The sequence below is a fragment of the Enterococcus sp. B2E4 genome (assembly GCF_030499455.1).
Taxonomy (GTDB): Bacteria; Bacillota; Bacilli; order Lactobacillales; family Enterococcaceae; genus Enterococcus_D; species Enterococcus_D casseliflavus.
Genome location: NZ_JAUKPK010000026.1, coordinates 1 through 19,991, shown reverse-complemented (window position 1 = coordinate 19,991; position 19,991 = coordinate 1). Strand labels below are relative to the sequence as shown.

The 19,991-nt window shown below is 43.4% G+C and carries 18 protein-coding genes and 1 other annotated feature; of the genes, 8 read left to right on the top strand and 10 right to left on the bottom strand.

What is annotated here, in order from left to right; translation table 11 throughout:
• Nucleotides 1-69 precede the first annotated feature (69 nt).
• Entirely contained in the window at nucleotides 70-645 is a 576-nt protein-coding gene (locus Q1X33_RS15305) for a helix-turn-helix transcriptional regulator (RefSeq protein WP_005228105.1), read from the top strand.
• 24 nt (nucleotides 646-669) lie between these two features.
• Here the strand turns inward: Q1X33_RS15305 and Q1X33_RS15300 are convergent, their stop codons facing one another.
• The 5 genes from Q1X33_RS15300 to nox form a co-directional block, all read right to left on the bottom strand.
• Nucleotides 670-2,289, bottom strand: a complete 1,620-nt coding sequence (locus Q1X33_RS15300) for an ABC transporter ATP-binding protein (RefSeq protein WP_005228104.1) — start codon at nucleotides 2,287-2,289, stop codon at nucleotides 670-672.
• 194 nt (nucleotides 2,290-2,483) lie between these two features.
• Nucleotides 2,484-2,843: a 50S ribosomal protein L20 gene (gene rplT, locus Q1X33_RS15295; protein ID WP_003128653.1), complete on the bottom strand. Its 360-nt coding sequence runs from the start codon at nucleotides 2,841-2,843 to the stop codon at nucleotides 2,484-2,486.
• A 63-nt stretch (nucleotides 2,844-2,906) separates the two neighbouring features.
• The gene (gene rpmI / locus Q1X33_RS15290; protein ID WP_003128650.1) at nucleotides 2,907-3,107 is read right to left on the bottom strand and encodes a 50S ribosomal protein L35; all 201 of its coding nucleotides are present in this window, start codon (nucleotides 3,105-3,107) and stop codon (nucleotides 2,907-2,909) included.
• A 60-nt stretch (nucleotides 3,108-3,167) separates the two neighbouring features.
• A complete protein-coding gene (gene infC, locus Q1X33_RS15285) occupies nucleotides 3,168-3,689 on the bottom strand; it encodes a translation initiation factor IF-3 (RefSeq protein ID WP_005228103.1) in 522 nt (173 codons plus the stop codon).
• 47 nt (nucleotides 3,690-3,736) lie between these two features.
• Nucleotides 3,737-3,860 (bottom strand) — a sequence feature (ribosomal protein L20 leader region).
• Between the two features lie 99 nt (nucleotides 3,861-3,959).
• A complete protein-coding gene (nox, locus tag Q1X33_RS15280; RefSeq protein ID WP_005228102.1) occupies nucleotides 3,960-5,294 on the bottom strand; it encodes a H2O-forming NADH oxidase in 1,335 nt (444 codons plus the stop codon).
• 333 nt (nucleotides 5,295-5,627) lie between these two features.
• On the opposite strand from nox, the gene Q1X33_RS15275 reads away from it, so the two are divergent.
• Entirely contained in the window at nucleotides 5,628-6,263 is a 636-nt protein-coding gene (locus Q1X33_RS15275; RefSeq protein ID WP_034869065.1) for a pentapeptide repeat-containing protein, read from the top strand.
• Here the strand turns inward: Q1X33_RS15275 and Q1X33_RS15270 are convergent.
• A complete protein-coding gene (locus Q1X33_RS15270) occupies nucleotides 6,260-7,123 on the bottom strand; it encodes a magnesium transporter CorA family protein (RefSeq protein ID WP_225582184.1) in 864 nt (287 codons plus the stop codon). The two genes, Q1X33_RS15275 and Q1X33_RS15270, sit on opposite strands and share 4 nt — an antisense overlap.
• Before the next feature lie 131 nt (nucleotides 7,124-7,254).
• Nucleotides 7,255-7,899: a deoxynucleoside kinase gene (locus Q1X33_RS15265; protein WP_171805170.1), complete on the bottom strand. Its 645-nt coding sequence runs from the start codon at nucleotides 7,897-7,899 to the stop codon at nucleotides 7,255-7,257.
• 305 nt (nucleotides 7,900-8,204) lie between these two features.
• Between Q1X33_RS15265 and mvk the strand changes: the two genes are divergently transcribed.
• From mvk to Q1X33_RS15240, 5 genes are all read left to right on the top strand, one after another.
• A complete protein-coding gene (mvk, locus tag Q1X33_RS15260) occupies nucleotides 8,205-9,137 on the top strand; it encodes a mevalonate kinase (RefSeq protein ID WP_015510390.1) in 933 nt (310 codons plus the stop codon).
• Entirely contained in the window at nucleotides 9,130-10,128 is a 999-nt protein-coding gene (gene mvaD / locus Q1X33_RS15255; RefSeq protein ID WP_005228088.1) for a diphosphomevalonate decarboxylase, read from the top strand. The genes mvk and mvaD overlap by 8 nt, the downstream gene beginning before the upstream one ends.
• Nucleotides 10,129-10,164: 36 nt before the next feature.
• Entirely contained in the window at nucleotides 10,165-11,247 is a 1,083-nt protein-coding gene (locus Q1X33_RS15250) for a phosphomevalonate kinase (RefSeq protein WP_301969792.1), read from the top strand.
• Nucleotides 11,244-12,284 carry a type 2 isopentenyl-diphosphate Delta-isomerase gene (fni, locus tag Q1X33_RS15245; protein WP_005228084.1) on the top strand — a complete coding sequence of 347 codons (1,041 nt, stop codon included), beginning with the start codon at nucleotides 11,244-11,246 and terminating at the stop codon, nucleotides 12,282-12,284. The genes Q1X33_RS15250 and fni overlap by 4 nt, the downstream gene beginning before the upstream one ends.
• Before the next feature lie 295 nt (nucleotides 12,285-12,579).
• Nucleotides 12,580-14,502, top strand: a complete 1,923-nt coding sequence (locus Q1X33_RS15240) for a heavy metal translocating P-type ATPase (RefSeq protein ID WP_050759615.1) — start codon at nucleotides 12,580-12,582, stop codon at nucleotides 14,500-14,502.
• Between the two features lie 82 nt (nucleotides 14,503-14,584).
• Here Q1X33_RS15240 and celB read toward each other — a convergent pair whose 3' ends face one another.
• The 3 genes from celB to pnp all read right to left on the bottom strand — a co-directional run bounded on the left by celB (nucleotide 14,585) and on the right by pnp (nucleotide 19,656).
• Nucleotides 14,585-15,925, bottom strand: a complete 1,341-nt coding sequence (gene celB / locus Q1X33_RS15235; protein WP_005228080.1) for a PTS cellobiose transporter subunit IIC — start codon at nucleotides 15,923-15,925, stop codon at nucleotides 14,585-14,587.
• 2 nt (nucleotides 15,926-15,927) lie between these two features.
• Entirely contained in the window at nucleotides 15,928-17,328 is a 1,401-nt protein-coding gene (locus Q1X33_RS15230) for a glycoside hydrolase family 1 protein (RefSeq protein WP_005228077.1), read from the bottom strand.
• Nucleotides 17,329-17,538: 210 nt separating this feature from the next.
• Nucleotides 17,539-19,656, bottom strand: coding sequence for a polyribonucleotide nucleotidyltransferase (gene pnp / locus Q1X33_RS15225; RefSeq protein ID WP_005231801.1), 2,118 nt, complete (start codon nucleotides 19,654-19,656; stop codon nucleotides 17,539-17,541).
• Between the two features lie 92 nt (nucleotides 19,657-19,748).
• On the opposite strand from pnp, the gene Q1X33_RS15220 reads away from it, so the two are divergent.
• The coding region (locus Q1X33_RS15220; protein ID WP_301996797.1) for a hypothetical protein at nucleotides 19,749-19,991 on the top strand (243 nt) is incomplete at its 3' end.

Genomic DNA, 19,991 nt, shown 5'->3' with positions numbered 1-19,991 from the left:
ATTGTCAAAGACATTTGATCGTTAGAATGCAGACATTGGCCTAAACTAATGGTAGAAGGAGCGGATAAAATGAACTTAAGCAAACAAATAAAAAAACATCGGGAACGATTAAGCCTCTCTCAGGAAGGGCTGGCAGAAAAACTCTATGTCTCCCGACAAACGATCTCCAATTGGGAGAATGAAAAAAGCTATCCTGATGTTCACAATTTATTATTGCTCAGTGTTCTATTTGATGTTTCTTTAGATGAATTAGTCAAAGGGGATGTTGAACAAATGAAAGAAACGATTGAGAAAACAGCAATGGATCACTACACGAAAATAATGTTGGTCTTTACATTGTTGGCCGCAATATCTGTTGGGCCTGCTCTCTTTTTACCAGGACACTGGTGGATTGCCCCGCCTCTATGTTTTTGGCTCGTCTCCATGTATGCCGCATTGAAGATCGAAAAAATCAAGAAAACCCAAAATATCAAAACGTATAAAGAGATCGTTGCCTTCATGGAAAATCAAGACCTCGATGCCATTAGGAAAAAGCGGGACATCAAAAAAGATTTCCTCTCAAAAACAGTCATCGTCTTGGTCTTTGCCTTGATTGTCGGCATGCTTGCATGGCTTAGTACACTGCCGCATTTACTGATGCGCTGATCAAAACACAGGTTGAAGCTGCTTTTATGATGAAGCCGCTTCAACCTGTGTTTTTTTCAATTCAATGATCTCATCCGCATAAATCAAATTTTTCGGGCGATGGGTGATCATAATGACTAGTTTATTTTTCAATTGGTCTTTGATCGCTGCAAAAAGCTTTTCTTCTGTTGTTTCGTCTAAAGCAGATGTGGCTTCATCAAGAACAATGACTTCTGCGTCTGAGAAAAACAATCGGGCAAAAGCGATTCGCTGTTTTTCCCCACCAGAAAGGTTGGCTCCTTTTTCTCCAATTTCAGCAGACAGTCCTCCCTTGAGTGTCTGATAGAATGCGCCTAACTGACATTTTTCTAATACCGCTATGATTTCCTCGTCTGCGATTTCCTTATCAAAAATAATATTCTCTTTCAGCGTTCCTTGGAAGATTGGCGCATCTTGCGATAGATAAAAGATATGCTCATAGAAATCATTTAAGTTGTAAGCAGCTAAATTTTTGTGATTGATCAGGATCGCACCGGTCGTCGGCTGATACAAGCCTAAAATCGTTTTGACCAGCGTTGATTTTCCTGCGCCGCTTTCTCCTACTAACCCATAAATCGCTCCCCGCTTCAGCTCCAGTGTGCTATTGGTTAAGATTTGCTTTTCTTGAAGTGTGACGGATAGATCCTTAACTGTGATGCAGTTGATGGTCTCAGACAATGCATCGCCTTGTGTTAATGCTTTGTCCTCTGGCAGATAGAAAAATTCGTTTAACCGTGCAAAGGCAACTTTATCTAAGTTGTATTGAACAAAAATCACGTTAAATATTGCAATAGGCGTGTAGATTCGATCCACATAAATAATCAGTGCTGCTAAACCGCCCAAACTGACCGTAATCTGATTTGTAAATGCCAGTACCACAATTGCGACTTTGATCAATGCGACTAAAACTGCAAAAAAACCAAAGAAAAACTCATGGATCATCGTCATTTTTGTCAAACGTTCTGTTGTGTCAGCAGACATGTTTTTATATTGTGCGATCTCTTTTTCAAACCGTTTATTGATCCGAAACGTGACCATTTCCGTTAGTCCGCGAATAAAGGTGCTGTTCATGGCTTCTTCTGAAACTAGCGCACGTTCTTTGAGAGAGCGTAAAACTTTCAAAAGCAGATTGGTCACGATAAACACCACTAGATAGCCCACAAGGATCGCTGGAATCAACCTTTTATCGATCATAGCAATAAAAGCTAAGTTAAACAGTGTTTCGGGAAGCAATTCTTTAAACAAGCGTCCATAAAAATTCAAATGGATATTTCTGCCCGCCGCTGCTCCCGCTTCGGTTTTCTGTAAGAGTGCTCCAGAGCCGATTTGCAAGTATTCGGAATAGGCAATCTTGCTGATTTTTACTAAAGCTTGTTCTTTGAGATAGAAATACATGCTGTTGTGCAATGTTGTTTTTGGTTTCTGCTCGAGATAGGACAAAAGTGGTACCAGTACTAGCGTTAACCCATAGATAAAAACAACTGGCCAATCAAGTGTCTTGCCAAATGAATCGAGTAGTTTTTGAAAATAAAAGACATTCGCGGCACTCAAAAATGAGACTGCAATTCCAATCCCAATATATACCATCAATCCTTTTTTAAAATGCCGCCATAAATCAATTGCCATCGTACGCTCCTTTTGCTGCAGTGTTCGTGAAAAAATCGTGAGACAAATAAAACAAACGCTTTCAAAAGTATAATCTATTTTTCGCTTAATGGAAAGAAACATATGAAAGATAGTGAGAAACCCTTCTTCGGTCATCGAGAAAAAACAAAAAACCCCGCTCAAAGAGCGGGGCTAACGTTGTTCCCAACGATTGATTATTTGTTTAAAGCGTCTTTTGCTTGGTCAGCTAATGCAGTAAATGCTGTTGCATCGTTTACAGCCAAGTCAGCTAACATTTTGCGGTTGATGTCGATTTCAGCTAATTTCAAGCCGTGCATCAATTTTGAGTAGCTTAAGCCATTCATACGAGCCGCTGCGTTGATACGAGCGATCCACAATTTGCGGAAGTCGCGTTTCTTTTGACGACGATCGCGGTATGCGTAGTTGTATGAATTCATTACTTGTTCTTTTGCTGTTTTAAATAGAGTGTGTTTAGAACCGTAGTAACCTTTTGCTAATTTAAGCACTTTTTTACGACGTTTACGAGTTACTGTTCCACCTTTAACACGTGCCATGTATAATTCCTCCTAATATGAAAATCGATAATTGTTTGTATACGTGAAGCTTGGGTTACGCAATTATTTCATGCGTGCTAGTTGTTGACGGATACGTTTGTAATCGCCAGCTGAAACCATTGAAGCTTTACGCAATTGACGACGTTGTTTTTTTGTTTTGCCGTGGAAACGGTGACTGGTAAAGGCACGGAAGCGTTTCAATCCGCCGCCGCCAGTGCGTTTTACGCGTTTTGCTAATCCGCGGTGTGTTTTTTGTTTTGGCATAACTAATTTCCTCCTCAAAATCTTTCGTTATCTGACTTTAAACTGAAACTCAGTGAGTCATTATTTATCGTTTTTTGGTGCTAATACTAAGAACATACTGCGGCCATCCATTTTTGGCTTTTGCTCAACAGTTGCCAAATCAGCAGTTTCTTCCGCCAAACGATCTAACACTTTCTGACCAATTTCTTTATGGGTAATGGCACGGCCTTTGAAACGGATCGAAGCTTTCACTTTGTCCCCTTTTTCAAGGAATTTACGTGCATTACGCAATTTTGTGTTGAAATCATTGACGTCGATCGTTGGACTTAAACGAACCTCTTTAATGTTGATTACTTTTTGTTTCTTACGAGCTTCACGATCTTTTTTCTGTTGCTCAAAGCGGAATTTCCCGTAATCCATAATTCTTGCTACTGGCGGCTTAGCATTTGGTGCCACCAATACCACATCAAGGTTTGCTCGTTCTGCAATTTGCAATGCTTCAGCTTTACTCTTTACACCAAGTTGTTCGCCGTTTTGATCAATCAAACGCAATTCACGTGCACGAATGCCGTCGTTTACCATCATATCCTTTGCTATGGTCATTCACCTCCGAGTTTTTTGAGAGAAAGAAAAGCTTGTCGATTCGAAATCAGACAATAAAAAAACGAGTTCTTCACGAACCCGCACGTACTCCACACAAATAAATGGTAGGAATCCTATTCTGCCCAGCGATATCTTCACTCAGGCGAGAAGCGGGTGCTTCTGCTTTTATTTCTCAACTTTTATAGTATACTGCTTTTTTCTCTTATTGTCAACAGTTTTCATGATTATTTCATAAAAAAGCCGGAGCATACACTCCGACTTTCGTGTTTCTTATTCTGCTTTCAATGCAGCCATCGTGATGTAGTTGTATGGTTGGTTGAAGTGAGGCAAGAAGAAGATATCTAATAGCTTCATCTTGTCGATCGTTACGCCTTCTTCGATCGCTAGTGAGAACATGTGGATGCCCATTGCGATTTCAGATGTACGTGACGCCATTTGTGCACCAACGATGCGGCGTGTTTCTTCTTCATAGACGATGCGGATCTTAACTGTCGCATTTTCTTTCATGAAGCCTGGTTTTTGGGTATCTTCGTAATCAGAGTATTTCACTTTCATGCCATTACGTTCGGCAGCTTCGACTGACAAGCCAGTTGAAACCATGTTGTAGCCGAAGATCGAAATCCCGTTTGATCCTTGAACACCTGTTGATTCTAGAGACGTTCCGCCGATATTATGGGCAGCGACGATCCCTGAACGTACGGCATTCGTTGCTAATGCGATATACGTTGTTTGTTGCAAAGCATTTGAGTACACCGTTGCACAGTCACCGACTGCGTAAACATCTGCATCGCTTGTCCGTTGATGGCGATCCACTAAGTACGCGCCGTTAGCAAACAATTCCAAATGATCTTTGCCTAGCTCGTTGTTTGGTAAGAAACCGATCGCGTTGATCACTAGATCAACTGGGTATTCGCCGTTGTCTGTTACAACTGCTTCTACTTTCTCTGTTCCTTTGTATTCACGTGCTAATTCACCGAAATGCAATTCAATGCCATTGTCAGCTAAGTTTTTGTCCATATCTTCTGTAAACCATTTGTCGTAGTAGTTTGGCAATGCCCGTGTCGCTGCATCAAAAAGCAACACATTTTTGCCACGGCGTTTTGCTGCTTCAGCAATTTCAACACCGATGTAACCAGCACCGATAACGGCAACGTTTTTCACGTCTTCTGATGCTAACTCTTTATCAACCGTTTGTCCGTCTTGGAATTTTTTCAAGAAATGGATGTTTTTCAAGTCACGTCCAGGTACTTTTGGTGAAATCGGTACAGAACCAGTTGCGATGACAACTTTATCATAAGATTCAACGATCGTTTCACCGTCATTGGTTACAGCGTGCACTTCTTTTTTCTCAAAATCGATATGGTCAACCACTGTTTCCATATGGATTTTTGCACCTTTTGCTTCAAAATCTTCACGTTTTGTATAGAACAAGCCTTCGTATGAATCGATTTGACGTCCAACCCATAAAGCAGTCCCACAACCTAGGTAGCTTAAGTTTGTATTACGGTCGATCATTACGACCTCTTGGTCTTTGTAGTTATCTAATAGTGTATTGGCAGCAGCAATCCCCGCATGGTTTGCACCGATAATAACTGTTTTTGTCATGGAAAATTTCCTCCTTTTGTTTACATTGTCATTATAGCTTGCTTGTGAATTTGAAAACTATCAACTTTTTCGCGATTTTAAAAATTTATGACAGTTTTTCGTTGATATACGTCACTTTCAGCGAATCAAGTTTCTATATCAAAATTATTTTCGTCTTGCAAGCAAAAAGATTGTGAAAAATTATGTATTTAAACCTAAGGATTTTCCTTGTTATAAAAGCATTCTGCAATCCGATTGAATAAATTTCACAATATTCTACCGCTTTTTCGCACCTGTTGCGGCAGCGATTCGCCGTGTTATACTGAAGAGAAAAACAGATAGGATGGGATCTTGATGAAGAAAAAAATCGTATTGCCACTACCGCCCTTATTGTCAGCATTAGAGCCACAGGATTTTTATTTAGAAGAAGAACTGCTTTTCGAAGGTGCTTTCTTCGAAGGCGATGACTATAGCTATGATGCTTGCAAAAATCTCATCTTGAAGCAATGTCATTTCAAGAAAGTGACGATGCAAAAAACACGCTTGAGTCAATGGGAATGCCAAAACGTTCTTTTTGAGAATTGCGATTTTTCTAATCTGGAATGTTTTGGCGCCAGCTTTCATCGGGTTCACTTTAAACAATGCAAATTGACTGGCACCAATTTTGCGGAAAGCTATTTCCGTGACTGCACCTTTGAAGATTGCGTGGCGAACTTTGCTTCTTTTAGCAACACCAATTTACGGACGATGCTGTTTCGTCAGTGCCAACTAAACGACAGTGAGTTTTATGAAATGGATTGGAAACACTTGACGCTACAAGAAAACCAGTTGAACAATAGCAACTGGTTTCACACAAAATTAGCAACTTTAGATTTTCGGACCAATCAATTTCAAAAGATCGCATTGTCCTTTGAACAATTGCGGGGGCTAACGGTCGATCAAGAACAGGCCTTGGTCATCGCCGCCGGTCTAGGTTTGGTGATCGATTAACGAATTCTGCGCCATAAAGCAATCAACATCCAAATGGATAATACTAAACTGATCAATAAGGCAATCCCCCAACCGAAAATACTATTGGTAAAAGGCAGTGGAACATTCATGCCAAAGAAACTGGTGACGATGGAAGGCACAGTCAATAAGAGAGACCAAACGGTCAAAAACTTCATGGTATCATTCAAGTTATTGTTTAACAGATTATTGTAGGTTCCAGATAGTTGCTCTAAAATTTGAAAAGCCAGCAACGTCATTTCCACTGCCTGTTTGGCTTCGATCAGGGCATCATCCAGCTGTTCCCGCTCGTCATCATCCATCAAACGATAAATGGATAACGCTTTGATCTGCTCCAAGAGGACCGCATTTTGTTTCGTGGCAGACACTAAAAAGACTAAACCGACTTCCAAATCGGACATTTGCAGCAGGTTTTTATTGGTGGTTTTTTCCCGAAGTCGCTGATTCAAGCGAATCCGATCACTATTGACTTCTTCGACTAGCGGAAAAAACGTGCCTGAAATCAAGAATAAGCTTTGAAACAAAAAGTGCAGCGGTGTTTGCTGCGGCTTTTGCAGGATCAAGCGCTCCATCATCGGAATCACATAACGGGTATCATGGGAGGCAAAAGTAAAGATCTGCTTCTTTTTTAAAATAAACGTCATTGGGCTGGTCTCAAAATGATTGTCCCGCTTTTCTTGCTGAGGTACGTTGAAAACCAGCAGCAATGCTTCTTCTTCGGCATCGTATTCGACTCGTGCGCGTTCGTTTTTATCTAGAGAATACGTAAGCATCTCATCCGAAAGATGATATTGTTTTTGTAGTGCCATCACGCTTTTTGCGTCTTGCTGGTCGACTTGAATCCATTCATAGTTTCCATCATAAAAGACATGTTTGTTTTCCACAGTCCATCCTCCACTCTTGCTTTCTTCTATTATAAAAGAAAACAGCCAGAAGCCCAATCAAAGGACTTTTCTGGCTGTATCGGCTATTGCTATTTGCGGGCGTCTTTCAAAGCATCTTCCACCATTGTTAAAACGGCCTGTGCCGCTTGCGGGTCTTCGACAAAATTGAATCGATCGCCATCGATCTGGATCTTTGGACTCTCATTGTACTCTTCGTACCATTGATCGTAGCGTTTGTTCAACTCTTTGTAGTAGTCGTATAACGAAGGATCAAAGGTCAATTGTTCGTATTCCCGTCCGCGTTTTTCAATACGCTCCAACATCGTTTCAAAAGAAACGCGAATATGCACCAAAAGATCTGGATGCTTTTTGTGGGCTGCATACGGCAGCTCTTCCAACATATTGGCTAACAATTCATCATAGACTTTGACTTCGGTATCGGTCGCTCGCCCAAGGTCCGCATTTAAATGGAACAACAGTGAATCCTCATAAATGGAACGGTCCAAGACGTTATTGTCGTCTTTCATAGCTTGCTTGATACTTTCAAATCGTTTATTTAAGAAATAGATTTGCAGTAAAAACGCATATTTATTTGGATCTGCATAAAATAATGGTAACACTTCATTGTCATCGATCGATTCATAAAAGGCTTGACTGCCAAAATGATTGGCGATCAATGCGGTCAAACTTGATTTACCGGCACCAATCGTTCCTGCTAATACGATCACGCTCATATCCCCCAACTCACTCATCACTAAATATTGTATGTTGCATTTGCGATATCAACTATACAACACTATATCTTGTGCCGTCAACTGAAACTTTCGAAGCACAGATCAAGAAGTTTTTCAATAAAAGTTTAAAGATTTTTGCTTTTTTTTGAAATCTCATACGGAATGCTTAACGAAAGAGCCTTCTTCTAGTAAAATAGGAAAGGATCTTTAATTAAATTGTGTTTTTGTCAGGAGATAGTTACAATTGACTGACAAACGATAAATGAATCATGTGGGGTAAGCTCCCTAGAGAAATGAGGAAAATAATGTCAATTGGTACTGGCATAGCTACAGGAAAAATCATCTTAATGGGTGAACATTCAGTTGTTTACGGTGAACCAGCAATTGCTTTCCCTTTTGCGGGAGCAAAAGTACAAGTCGAGATCACAGCAAATGAAACAAACACCTTGATTTCAAGTTACTATCACGGTCTGCTTGAAGAAGTCCCCAGCCACTTAAAAAATGTCAAAGACTTGCTGCATCGTCTGCAACAAGATTTCCACACGGGTCCTTTTGCAACCTCCATCGTCAGCACCATCCCTTCTGAACGGGGAATGGGTTCTAGCGCGGCGGTCGCTGTTGCACTGACTCGCGCTTTTTTTGATTGGATCAAAAAAGACTTTACAAAAGAAGAATTGATGACCTATGTCAACTTTTCTGAAAAAATCGCTCACGGCAATCCTAGCGGGATCGATGCTGCGGCAGCCAGTGGGACGGATGCCATTTACTTTATCAAAGGGCATCCCATCACTTCGTTTCCCCTCACGATCGACGGTTATTTGCTCGTCGCTGATACTGGTATCAAAGGGCAAACGAGAGAAGCTGTCAAAAGTGTCGCCCATCTTTTTGAAACCAGCAAGCAGCTGGCCAGTCAAGCGATCCAGCGTTTAGGGATCGAAACCAAAAGAGCCAAAGAGGCAATTATAGCCAATCAATTAGAAATATTAGGCGAAAGCATGAACAATGCCCATCAGGCACTGCAGCAGTTAGGGGTCAGCAATCAGCAACTGGATCAGTTGGTTTCCTCAGCATTGGCACACGGGGCTTATGGGGCGAAGCTGACCGGCGGGGGCCGAGGCGGCTGTATGATCGCACTAACCAAAACGAAGGAACAGGCTGAAAATATCAGCCGTATTTTATTGTCCGATGGCGCTCGTGCGGCATGGATACAAGGATTAGGAGTTTATGAACATGTATAAGGGAAAGGCTCGTGCCTACACGAATATCGCATTGATCAAGTATTGGGGAAAACAAGACGAAACCTTCATTTTACCGATGAACAATAGTTTGTCCCTGACCCTCGATGCTTTTTACACAGAAACAACGGTGGCTTTTTCACCCGATTTTACGCAAGATCGCTTTACATTGGATGGTGTGGTGCAAACAGACGCTGCCACAAAAAAAGTTGCGGACTTTTTGGATCTGGTACGAAAAAAAGCGGACTGCCCGTGGTATGCCACGGTGGAAAGTCAAAACTTCGTCCCAACCGCTGCTGGACTTGCCTCTTCTGCCAGCGGATTAGCGGCATTGGCGGGTGCCTGTAGTGAAGCACTGGACTTAAACTTGTCGGAGCAAGCGTTATCCCGTTTGGCCCGTCGCGGTTCTGGTTCGGCTTGTCGGAGTATCTACGGTGGCTTTGCTGAATGGCATCAAGGCACCGATGAGACTTCTTTTGCCACCCAAGTGCCGTCGAATGGCTGGGAAGAAGAATTGAGTATGATCTTTATTTTGATCAACGCACAAGCCAAAGAAGTCTCCAGTCGTGAGGGGATGCGCCGAACCGTTGAAACCTCGAGCTTTTATCCAGGCTGGCTTTCTGCCACTGCGAGCGATCTAGTGAAAATGAAACAAGCGATTGCCGAAAAAGACTTTACTGCTTTAGGTGAAACGACCGAGGCCAACGCCTTGAAAATGCATGGAACGACCTTAGCCGCCGAACCACCTTTTACTTATTGGTCTTCTGAATCTTTACGAGCTATGGAATGTGTCCGAATGCTGCGAAAAAAAGGATTGGCTTGCTATTTCACGATGGATGCTGGTCCCAATGTCAAAGTTTTATGCCAAAAACAAGAAGAACAAACGATTTTACGTGAATTAAGTGCTCACTTTGCTTCAGAACAATTAGTAACTGCTCATGCGGGCAAAGGATTAGCCTTTTTACCGGTGGAAGAATCTTCCCCCATCAACTAAGAAGCCATTAAGAAGCCATCGATTAGGAGTGTCGAAATGATTGAACTATCCGTTCCTGGAAAACTATTTATTGCTGGTGAATACGCCGTTGTCGAACCTGGTCATCCTGCAATCATCGTTGCCGTTGACCAATTTATCACGGTCACTGTTGAAGAGGCCCGTAAAAACGGCAGCATCCAGTCTGCCCAATACAGCGACCTGCCGATTCGCTGGACGCGTCGCAAAGGCGAATTAGTCTTAGACCACCGAGATAACCCGTTCCACTATATTTTGGCAGCCATTCGTCTGACGGAAAAATATGCCCAAGAAAAAGGCATCCCCCTTTCCTTTTACGATTTAAAAGTGACCAGTGAACTGGATAACTCGAATGGTCGCAAATATGGCCTCGGTTCTAGTGGTGCCGTGACTGTTGCCACGGTCAAAGCATTGAATCTGTACTATCAAATGGACATGGATCGGTTGACCCAATTCAAAATTGCGGCTCTTGCCCATCTCGCTGTTCAAGGCAATGGGTCGTGCGGTGATATTGCGGCCTCTTGCTATGGCGGCTGGATCGCTTTTTCAACCTTCGATCACGACTGGGTCTTAGCCAAACAAAAAGACCATACCTTAACAGAATTGATCGCTTTCGATTGGCCAGGATTATCGATCCGTCCCTTGACGGTTCCGAAATCTCTTCGACTATTGATTGGCTGGACAGGCTCTCCTGCTTCCACCTCTGATTTAGTGGATCAAGTCTATCAATCCAAAGAAGAAAAAGAAAACGCCTATGCGGGCTTTTTAGCAGCCAGCAAAGACTGCGTCAATCGATTGATCGACGGCTTCTTAAATGAAGACAGTCGCACGATCAAAAAAATGATCACGGAAAATCGAAAGCTCCTGCGGGAGTTGTCCGCACTGACTGGTGTGCCGATTGAAACTCCAGCACTTAAAAAGCTTTGTGATCTAGCAGAAAATTATTGTGGTGCAGCCAAATCTTCCGGTGCCGGCGGCGGCGATTGCGGTATCGTGATCGTTGACCAAAAAACCGGTATTTTACCATTGATGAGTGCGTGGGAAAAAGCCGAGATCACCCCCTTGCCGCTGCACGTTTACCATTACCGGGAGGACCTATCATGAATCGAAAAGATGAACATGTTTCCTTAGCAAAAGCGTTCCATAAAGAACACAGCAACGATTTTGATGCAGTTCGCTTGGTTCACCAGTCGTTTCCACAAATTGACGTGGCTGATGTGTCAATTGCGACGACTGTCTTTGACCGCTCATTTTCCAGCCCTTTTTTCATCAATGCCATGACCGGCGGCAGTGAAAAAACCTTAAAAATCAATCAAGAGTTAGCAGAGATCGCACAAGCCTGTGATTTGATGATGGCAACCGGCTCCGTTTCGGCTGCCTTAAAAGACCCAAGTGTCGCCGATTCTTTCCGTATCGTCCGTAAAGCCAATCCTGACGGCTTCTTATTAGCCAATATTGGCGCGGGTAGTCCCATTGAAAATGCACAGCGGGCAGTGGAACTGTTTGGTGCCGATGCCTTGCAGATCCATCTGAATGCACCGCAAGAATTAGTGATGCCCGAAGGCGATCGTCAATTCAGCCAATGGCTGTCCTTATTGGAAAAAACGATGGCTTCTGTTGCCGTTCCGGTTGTCGTAAAAGAGGTCGGCTTTGGGATGTCCCGTGAAACGATCCAGCAGTTACTGGCGATCGGCGTACAAACGATTGATGTTGCTGGCAGCGGCGGCACAAGTTTTACTCAAATCGAAAATGCTCGTCGAAAAAAACGTGAATTGGCGTATTTAGACACCTTTGGTCAATCCACCGTGATTTCCTTGCTGGAAGCAAATGAGCTCCAACAGCCCTTTACCCGCATCGCTTCAGGCGGGGTTCGGGATGCTTACGATATCTTCAAAGCACTTTGCCTTGGTGCAAATAGCGTAGGACTATCCGCCACGATCCTCGTGCTGCTTTTGTCAAAAGGCAAAGAAGAAACTATCGCCACCTTACAATCATGGAAGGAACAGCTGCAGCTGCTCTACACAATGGCAGGACAGACAAGTACCAAAGACCTTACCAAGGTCCAGCTGATTTTTTCTGGTGCTGTCAAAGAGTGGTGTGAAGCACGTCAGATTCCCTTAGCAAAGTATAGTTTGCGTTAAGCGATCCAATCGCTGACTACCACATCAAATAAGTAAAAGCAGTATAATTCGTTTTTTATTGTACTGCTTTTTTTGTGCGCTTTTCTTTATAATAGAGAATTCTCCATTTAACATTTGGATATCAATGTTATTTAATCGCTACTTGATAATTACTTTCATTATCAGGTACGTTGTTTTTTTACCATCTTGTTTTCGAATGTGCTATGCTCAAGTTGAGGGAGGAACAATCGATTATTTCTTGAGAAAAGGATCGGTTTTTTCATTCCTAGACTACATTCAAAAGGAGGCGTTTCTTATGAGTAAATCAGAATCGTCGGCTGTTTTTTCAACGATCGCTTGTTTGCTTTTGATGGCAACTGGCTTTCTTATGGCATCTTTTTCCATTCCTTACAGCTTTGTCCCTTATCTGTTAGCGATTCTTGCTGGTGGTTGGAAACAAACCTGGGAAGGCACGCAAGAATTGGTGCACGACAAACGGTTGAACGTCGATCTATTGATGGCATTAGCCGCCATCGGTGCCTGTATCATTGGTCATTGGTTTGAAGGGGCGATGTTGACCTTTATCTTTTGTTTGAGCGGTGCCCTTGAGGAATATACGACCAACAAAAGTACGCGAGAAATTAGTTCATTAATGGCACTGCAACCAACGACTGCCTTAAAAATGATTGAAAGTGGCGAGCTCGTCGAAGTACCAGTAGAAGCCCTTCAGTTAAAAGATACGATTATGGTGGCAAAAGGCAGTGCGATCCCGATCGACGGTATCGTGATCCAAGGAAACAGCAGCGTTGATGAGGCGGCCATCAGTGGCGAATCCATTCCTGTCGAGAAACGTTTAGGCAGTGAAGTCTTTGGCGGAACCATCAACCTCGGTCAGCCATTGTACATTGAAGTTACCCAAACGAGTGAAAACACCCGCTTTGCAAAAATCATTCAATTGGTGGAAGAAGCACAGCAAATGCCAAGTCAAACGGCGACCCTGATAGAGAAAATCGAACGGATCTATGTGCCGATCGTCTTGATCGCCGTCCCGCTAATGATCGTTTTGTGTACGTTTTTCACGAATTGGGGGTTCCAAGAAAGCTTTTATCGCGGCATGGTCTTACTGGTGGTGGCATCTCCTTGTGCTTTAGTCGCCTCTGCTACTCCTGCGACCTTAGCAGCCATTTCTCACGCTGCTCGTTTAGGCGTTTTATGCAAAGGCGGACAAGCCTTAGATGCCTTTGCCAATGTCAAAGCGATCGCTTTTGACAAAACCGGAACGCTGACTCGTGGCAAACCTGCTGTCACTGATGTCCATCTGTTGCTGGATGAACCCTTTATTCCCCAACTGATCGTCGGGATGGAAAAACAATCAAATCACCCACTGGCTGAAGCGATCTTGGCGTATTTTCATGATGAAAAGCCGTTGGAATTAGCCGTGGAAGAACAAGCGGGGGTCGGTCTAGCCGCCACTTACCAAGCTGCCCATTGGACGATTGGAAAAGAAGTCGATCTAACCTCTGTTGCCGCCAGTGAGCAAACCCGCATCCAAGAATTGAAAGCAACTGGAAAAACCTTGATTTATATCAATCGTGACCCTGTGTTAGCAGGGTATTTAGCGCTATTGGATCAGCCCCGTCCTGAAGCTCGCGAGAGTCTTGCCTACTTCAATGAGCAGGGGATTCATACGACGATGCTGACGGGTGATCATTTAGGTACTGCTAAAGTGATCGCAGCAGAAATCGGCTTGTCTGACTACGAAAGTGATTGCCTGCCTGATGAGAAAACCACTCGGATCAAAGAAATGAAAGAAACCTACAAAATCAATGCGATGGTCGGTGATGGGATCAATGATGCCCCCGCCTTAGCGACCGCAAGTGTGGGGATCGCGATGGGCGAAGGAACCGACGTCGCAATGGATGTGGCGGACATCGTCTTGATGAAAAATGATTTGCTGCGCTTGGTCGACAGTCACCGTTTGGCTAAAAAATTACAGCGGATCATCAAACAAAACATCGTCTTTTCTATCAGTGTCATCTTGTTGCTGATTGCTTCAAACTTCCTTGAATTTCTCACGCTGCCTCTAGGGGTCGTGGGTCATGAAGGAAGCACGATATTAGTTATCTTAAACGGGTTGCGTATGCTTTTGCCATTACACAAAGAAACACCCCAGCAAGCCAAACCAACCCGCAAAGATTGCGATGATTGTGTCTTGTATCAACAGTCTTTGCATACGTGACCACTATTTGCACTAGCAAAAACGCCCATTGTTGGCACTTCACTAGAAGTCCATCAACGGGCGTTTTGCTGTTTTTTCCTATTTATGCGTGATTGGCAAGTTGTTCCGTGTAGAGTTTGCCATCGTACATCTTAAAGAATGGATAATAGCAGAGAATGGAAACCCCTAAGTTGATCAAAGCGATCAGGATGGCTCGGAAATCACCGCCGGTTCCTAAAAACGCCCCAATTCCGACTGGCGAGATCCAGGGAATGCCCGTAATGACTTTATCGACAAAGCCAAATGAGCTAGCAAAGTAAGCAATCGTGACGTTGATCAAAGGGGTTATGATAAAGGGGATGATCAAATACGGATTGTAGACGATCGGTGCCCCGAAGATCACTGGTTCATTGATATTAAAAAGTCCTGGTAAGATCGCTGCTTTTCCTAAGACTTTGAGCTGTTGTGATTTTGCCACAAACAGCATCAATAAAACCAATCCAAGCGTACTTCCTGCGCCGCCCATAAAAATATACATGTTCACGAAATCCCCAGCAAAAATATTATTGGCACCATCGATATTTTCCGTTAGAGCCACCAACAGGATGGGATTGATGAAACTATTTTTAATAACAGCCGTCCCATGAACTCCCACTGCCCATAAGAGATGGATAAGGAGCATAATCACGATGATTCCTAACCAAGATCCCGTCAACTCTTTCACAAATTCAAATGGTTTGGACAGCAATCCGTGAAGATCCGTGTGGAAAACCGCCAGTACCCCGTTGATCGCCACCATCAAAAAGGCGATCAAAATCGCTGGGATCAATGACGCAAATGCTTTGCTGACTCCATCAGGAACTCCTTCAGGCATCTGGATGGTGATCTTTCTTCTTACACAAAAACGATAGACCGACGTAGCAAGCACTGCGGTGATGATCCCAATAAAGATGCCTACCCCGCTAAAGCGTGTGATCCAACCGCCTATGGCGATCCCATTGTAAACAATGGCAGTTTCGCTTTCTGACTGCAGCAATTGAGCTGCCCCATCGGTAATGTCGACTTGAATGATCGTCATTAAAAAGGCAAACAAACTTAATAACGCCCCTACAAAACTGCTCATAGTCAAATGATCTTCTTTATGATAAATCTCAGTTAAATAATACCCTGTTGCTAAACAATAAAAAACAGCAATCGAGCCGACAGACATCGTGGTCACGACACTATAAAGCGGGGAAAATCGTAAAATCGTTTGTTCGAAAAAGCCAGCCAGTGGTGGAATGATCTGCGGTAAATTATTGATGATCAAAAAGATCGATCCGACGATCGTAAAAGGGACCGTAATGATCCCTGCTTGCATGATTGCGCGAATAAAGCGTAAATTCGCCAACTTATTCAAAGGCGGCATCAAACGCGTTTCTAAAAAGGTAAAAACACTTGTCATCGTTACTCCTCCAACGAAGGGATCGCCCCTTCTTCAATCAGCTTTTGATACCAATAAAAGCTGTCTTTTCTCACTCGTTTTTGTTCTTTTTCCTGTGCATCATTGCGATCCACGTAAATGAAGCCATACCGTTTTCGAATCCCCTCATGTACACTGATCAAATCAATGGCAGACCACGGACTGTATCCGATCAGATCCACCCCAGCATTGATCGCGGCTAAGCATTGGCTGATATGCTGCGACAAATAATCGATACGGTACGGATCATGAACCGTGCCATCTGCTTCTAGATGATCTTCTGCCCCTAAGCCGTTTTCGGTAATGATGATCGGTAAGTGGTAACGATCATAAAGAGTCTGCAACGTCGTTTTCAGCCCCAAGGGATCGATGGTCCAATTGAAGGCATTTTTCTTCAAGAACGTATTGGTGAACCCTTTGTAAAAACCACGCTCCATAATGTCTTCACTTTGCTGATCGCTGATACCGTTTTTCATATCCCCAGCTTCCGTCGGCTGCTCCACTGTCACTGTGGTGTAGAAGTTCATCGCGACAAAGTCAGGCAGCGCCCGTTTCATCAACGCCTCATCCTCAGGCCCAAAGTCAATCGTGAGCCCGTTTTGGTTCAAATAATCTTGAAAGACCGTGTTGTAACGACCGAAGCAGGCAAAATCAAGGTAAGCCCAGTTCCGGACACTGTTGAAATACAACGCTGCTTGGTTGTCTTCTGGTCGACTAGTCGCCGCATAGACCAACGAAATATTCGGGACCGGTCCGATTTTGCCATTTGGAACGATTTCATGACACGCTTCGAAGGCATATTTTTCAGCGATCAGCAGATGATGAAATTGCTGGTATTTTTCTGATAATGGAATCTTTTTCCCTAATATTTTTTGATCCACCAGCAGCATGATATTTGGTTCATTGATCGTCAGCCAGTGCGTCACTCGATCCCCATAGGCCGTAAACAGCGTTTTGGCATATGCGGCAAATGCCTCAACAGTGCTGCGTTTTGTCCAGCCGCCTTCGTCTTCCAATGCTTGCGGCAAGTCAAAATGGTTCAACGTCACAAAGGGCTGAATCCCGTGTTTCAGCAATTCATCAATGACATCGCTGTAATGATCCAATCCTTTTTGATTGACGGTACCGCGCCCTTCTGGAAAAATTCGCGACCAAGCGATCGAAAAGCGGAAAATTTTGATCCCCATTTCTGCTAACAAGGCGATATCCGCTTTGTACTGGTGGTAATGGTCGACAGCCACTGTAAAATCAGCGATCTCATGGTTGTCTCTTGGACGAGTATCTTGGACACTCAGCCCCTTGCCGTCGGTTTGATATGCCCCTTCGGTTTGGTGCGCGGAAATCGATGCTCCCCATAAAAAATCGGTTGGAAATGTCTGTTTCATATCGTACTCCTTATCCTAAATAAGATGCGTTTGACATCTGAGAATTATTGCTTGCATGGCAAAGACAATATTCTGAATTATCTCTTATTTTTCGCGGTAACGCAAAAAATAACTCCTGTCAAGTAAGACCCTCTTGAAGAGCTGCTACTTAGACACAAAAAAAGCAAAGTCCAGTTTCCTAGACTTTGCTTATGATTTAGAAGTAGCAGCTTATTTTTTCTCTGCTTTGTCTTCGTTCAATAGTGCTTTTCTTGAAAGGTTCACACGACCTTGTTTGTCGATTTCTGTAACCTTCACTAAGATTTCGTCGCCTTCTTTGACAACGTCTTCCACTTTATTGACCCGTTCGTTCGCAAGTTGTGAAATATGAACTAAGCCGTCTTTGCCTTTGATCAAGTTGACAAACGCACCAAATTTTTCAATACGGACAACTTTCCCAAGGTACACTTCGCCAACTTTTACTTCTTTCGTCAATTCTTCAATGATCTTGATGGCTTTTTGGATCATTTCTGCATCAGCAGAAGCAATCGAAACTTTTCCGTCTTGATCGATATCGATTTTCACGCCAGTTTCATCAATGATGCCATTGATGGTGTCGCCGCCTTTACCGATTACATCTTTGATCTTCGCAGGATCGATTTGGATCATTTCGATCTTCGGTGCGTATTGGCTTAACTCTTCACGAGGAGCAGCCAATGTTGATGTCAATTCATTTAAGATTTCCATCCGCGCTTTTTTCGCTTGATCTAATGCTTCTGTCAAGATTTGTTCAGTGATCCCTTGAATCTTGATATCCATTTGTAACGCAGTGATCCCATCTTTGGTTCCAGCAACTTTAAAGTCCATATCGCCAAGGTGATCTTCTAAGCCTTGGATATCCGTTAAGATCGTGTAGTTTTCACCATCAGATACAAGTCCCATTGCGATACCTGCAACTGGTGCTTTGATTGGCACCCCTGCATCCATCAACGCTAAGGTTCCTGCACAAATACTTGCTTGAGAAGAAGAACCATTTGATTCTAATACTTCTGCAACTAGACGGATTGTGTAAGGGAAGTCTGTTTCATCAGGAATCACTTGTGCTAAGGCACGTTCGCCTAATGCACCATGACCGATTTCACGACGTCCTGGTGAGCCAGCACGACCAGTCGAACCAACAGAAAATTGAGGGAAGTTGTAATGGTGGATGAATCGTTTTGATTCTTCAACCCCTAATCCATCAATGATTTGGTGTTCACCTAAAGGTGCTAACGTACAAGCAGACAATGCTTGAGTTTGTCCCCGAGTAAATAGACCAGAACCATGAACACGTGGCAATAAGCCAACTTCTGATGCCAATGGACGGATTTCGTCTAATTGACGGCCATCCGGACGAATCTTGTCGATGGTGATCAATTCGCGAACCACATCTTTTTCAAGATCTTCTGCGATTTGTTTCACTTCTTTCAAGAATTGTGCTTCCTCTTCATGTCCAGCAAATTTTTCTGCATATACTTCTTTCACTGTGTCTTTGACTTTATCGATCTCGTCTTCACGAGCCAATTTTTCTTCCGTCATAACAGCAGTTTTCATTGTTTGGTAGTAGCCGTCGAAAATTTCTTTTTTCAAGTCAGCATCTACTTGTAACAATTTGACTTCCATTTTTGGTTTGCCCACAGCTGCGACAACTTCTTCTTGGAAGGCAACCAATTCTTTGATAGCATCAAAACCGAATAATAACGCACCTAACATGTCTTCTTCAGAAACTTCTTTCGCTCCTGATTCAACCATGTTGATGGCTTTTTTCGTTCCAGCTACTGTCAATTCGATATCGGTTTGTTCTGCTTGTTCTACTGTTGGATTCAAGACGTATTCGCCATTGACCCGACCGACATCGACACCAGCGATCGGTCCGTCAAACGGGATATCTGAAATAGATAACGCTAAAGAAGAACCTAACATTGCCGCCATTGCTGGCGTACAATCTTGTTCAACACTCATTACGATGTTTGTAACTTGTACTTCGTTACGGAAGCCTTCCGCAAACATTGGACGGATCGGACGGTCGATCAAACGGGCAGTCAAGGTTGCTTCCGTACTTGGACGTCCTTCACGTTTGATAAAGCCACCAGGTACTTTCCCTACGGCATACATTTTTTCTTCGTAATTGATCGTTAATGGGAAAAAGTCGGTATCTTTTGCTTCCTTAGATGCAACCGCTGCACTTAGGACAACCGTGTCGCCATAACGAACCAATACAGCTCCGTTTGCTTGCTTGGCTAATTGGCCAACTTCTACTTCTAATGGGCGGCCGCCCCAAGTTGTTTTGAATACTTGTTTTTCTGTCATGTTCTGCTCCTTTTCATCGGATCCCAGCAAGTCACTACTAAACAAATGAAAAAATCGGAATGTCGTTCCGCTGCTTTCATTTGGTTAGTAGGATGCTGCTTACAAGGACCCAAAATTCTTTTTGGCTGCGCTTTTTGATTCACCAGTCAAAAGGCCGCTATTTCGGTGTTTCACTTTTTAGATGGCTCGAGCTTACCTGTCAGACTGCATCAGCTGTTTTAGCCGACAATGCAGTCGCAGTGATTCCGCTGCTTGGTCACTACGCTCGTTGCTCTCGCCTAGTACTATTCATCATCTGCTCTGTGCGGCTTGCGCCGCTCAGTCGCAGTGATTCC

Bases quoted from the DNA above. Each gene is read 5' to 3' on its own strand.
- Q1X33_RS15305 (WP_005228105.1), top strand. From the start codon at position 70: ATGAACTTAAGCAAACAAATAAAAAAACATCGGGAACGATTAAGCCTC.
- Q1X33_RS15300 (WP_005228104.1), bottom strand. From the start codon at position 2,289: ATGGCAATTGATTTATGGCGGCATTTTAAAAAAGGATTGATGGTATAT.
- rplT (WP_003128653.1), bottom strand. From the start codon at position 2,843: ATGGCACGTGTTAAAGGTGGAACAGTAACTCGTAAACGTCGTAAAAAA.
- rpmI (WP_003128650.1), bottom strand. From the start codon at position 3,107: ATGCCAAAACAAAAAACACACCGCGGATTAGCAAAACGCGTAAAACGC.
- infC (WP_005228103.1), bottom strand. From the start codon at position 3,689: ATGACCATAGCAAAGGATATGATGGTAAACGACGGCATTCGTGCACGT.
- nox (WP_005228102.1), bottom strand. From the start codon at position 5,294: ATGACAAAAACAGTTATTATCGGTGCAAACCATGCGGGGATTGCTGCT.
- Q1X33_RS15275 (WP_034869065.1), top strand. From the start codon at position 5,628: ATGAAGAAAAAAATCGTATTGCCACTACCGCCCTTATTGTCAGCATTA.
- Q1X33_RS15265 (WP_171805170.1), bottom strand. From the start codon at position 7,899: ATGAGCGTGATCGTATTAGCAGGAACGATTGGTGCCGGTAAATCAAGT.
- mvk (WP_015510390.1), top strand. From the start codon at position 8,205: ATGTCAATTGGTACTGGCATAGCTACAGGAAAAATCATCTTAATGGGT.
- mvaD (WP_005228088.1), top strand. From the start codon at position 9,130: ATGTATAAGGGAAAGGCTCGTGCCTACACGAATATCGCATTGATCAAG.
- Q1X33_RS15250 (WP_301969792.1), top strand. From the start codon at position 10,165: ATGATTGAACTATCCGTTCCTGGAAAACTATTTATTGCTGGTGAATAC.
- fni (WP_005228084.1), top strand. From the start codon at position 11,244: ATGAATCGAAAAGATGAACATGTTTCCTTAGCAAAAGCGTTCCATAAA.
- Q1X33_RS15240 (WP_050759615.1), top strand. From the start codon at position 12,580: ATGAGTAAATCAGAATCGTCGGCTGTTTTTTCAACGATCGCTTGTTTG.
- celB (WP_005228080.1), bottom strand. From the start codon at position 15,925: ATGACAAGTGTTTTTACCTTTTTAGAAACGCGTTTGATGCCGCCTTTG.
- Q1X33_RS15230 (WP_005228077.1), bottom strand. From the start codon at position 17,328: ATGAAACAGACATTTCCAACCGATTTTTTATGGGGAGCATCGATTTCC.
- pnp (WP_005231801.1), bottom strand. From the start codon at position 19,656: ATGACAGAAAAACAAGTATTCAAAACAACTTGGGGCGGCCGCCCATTA.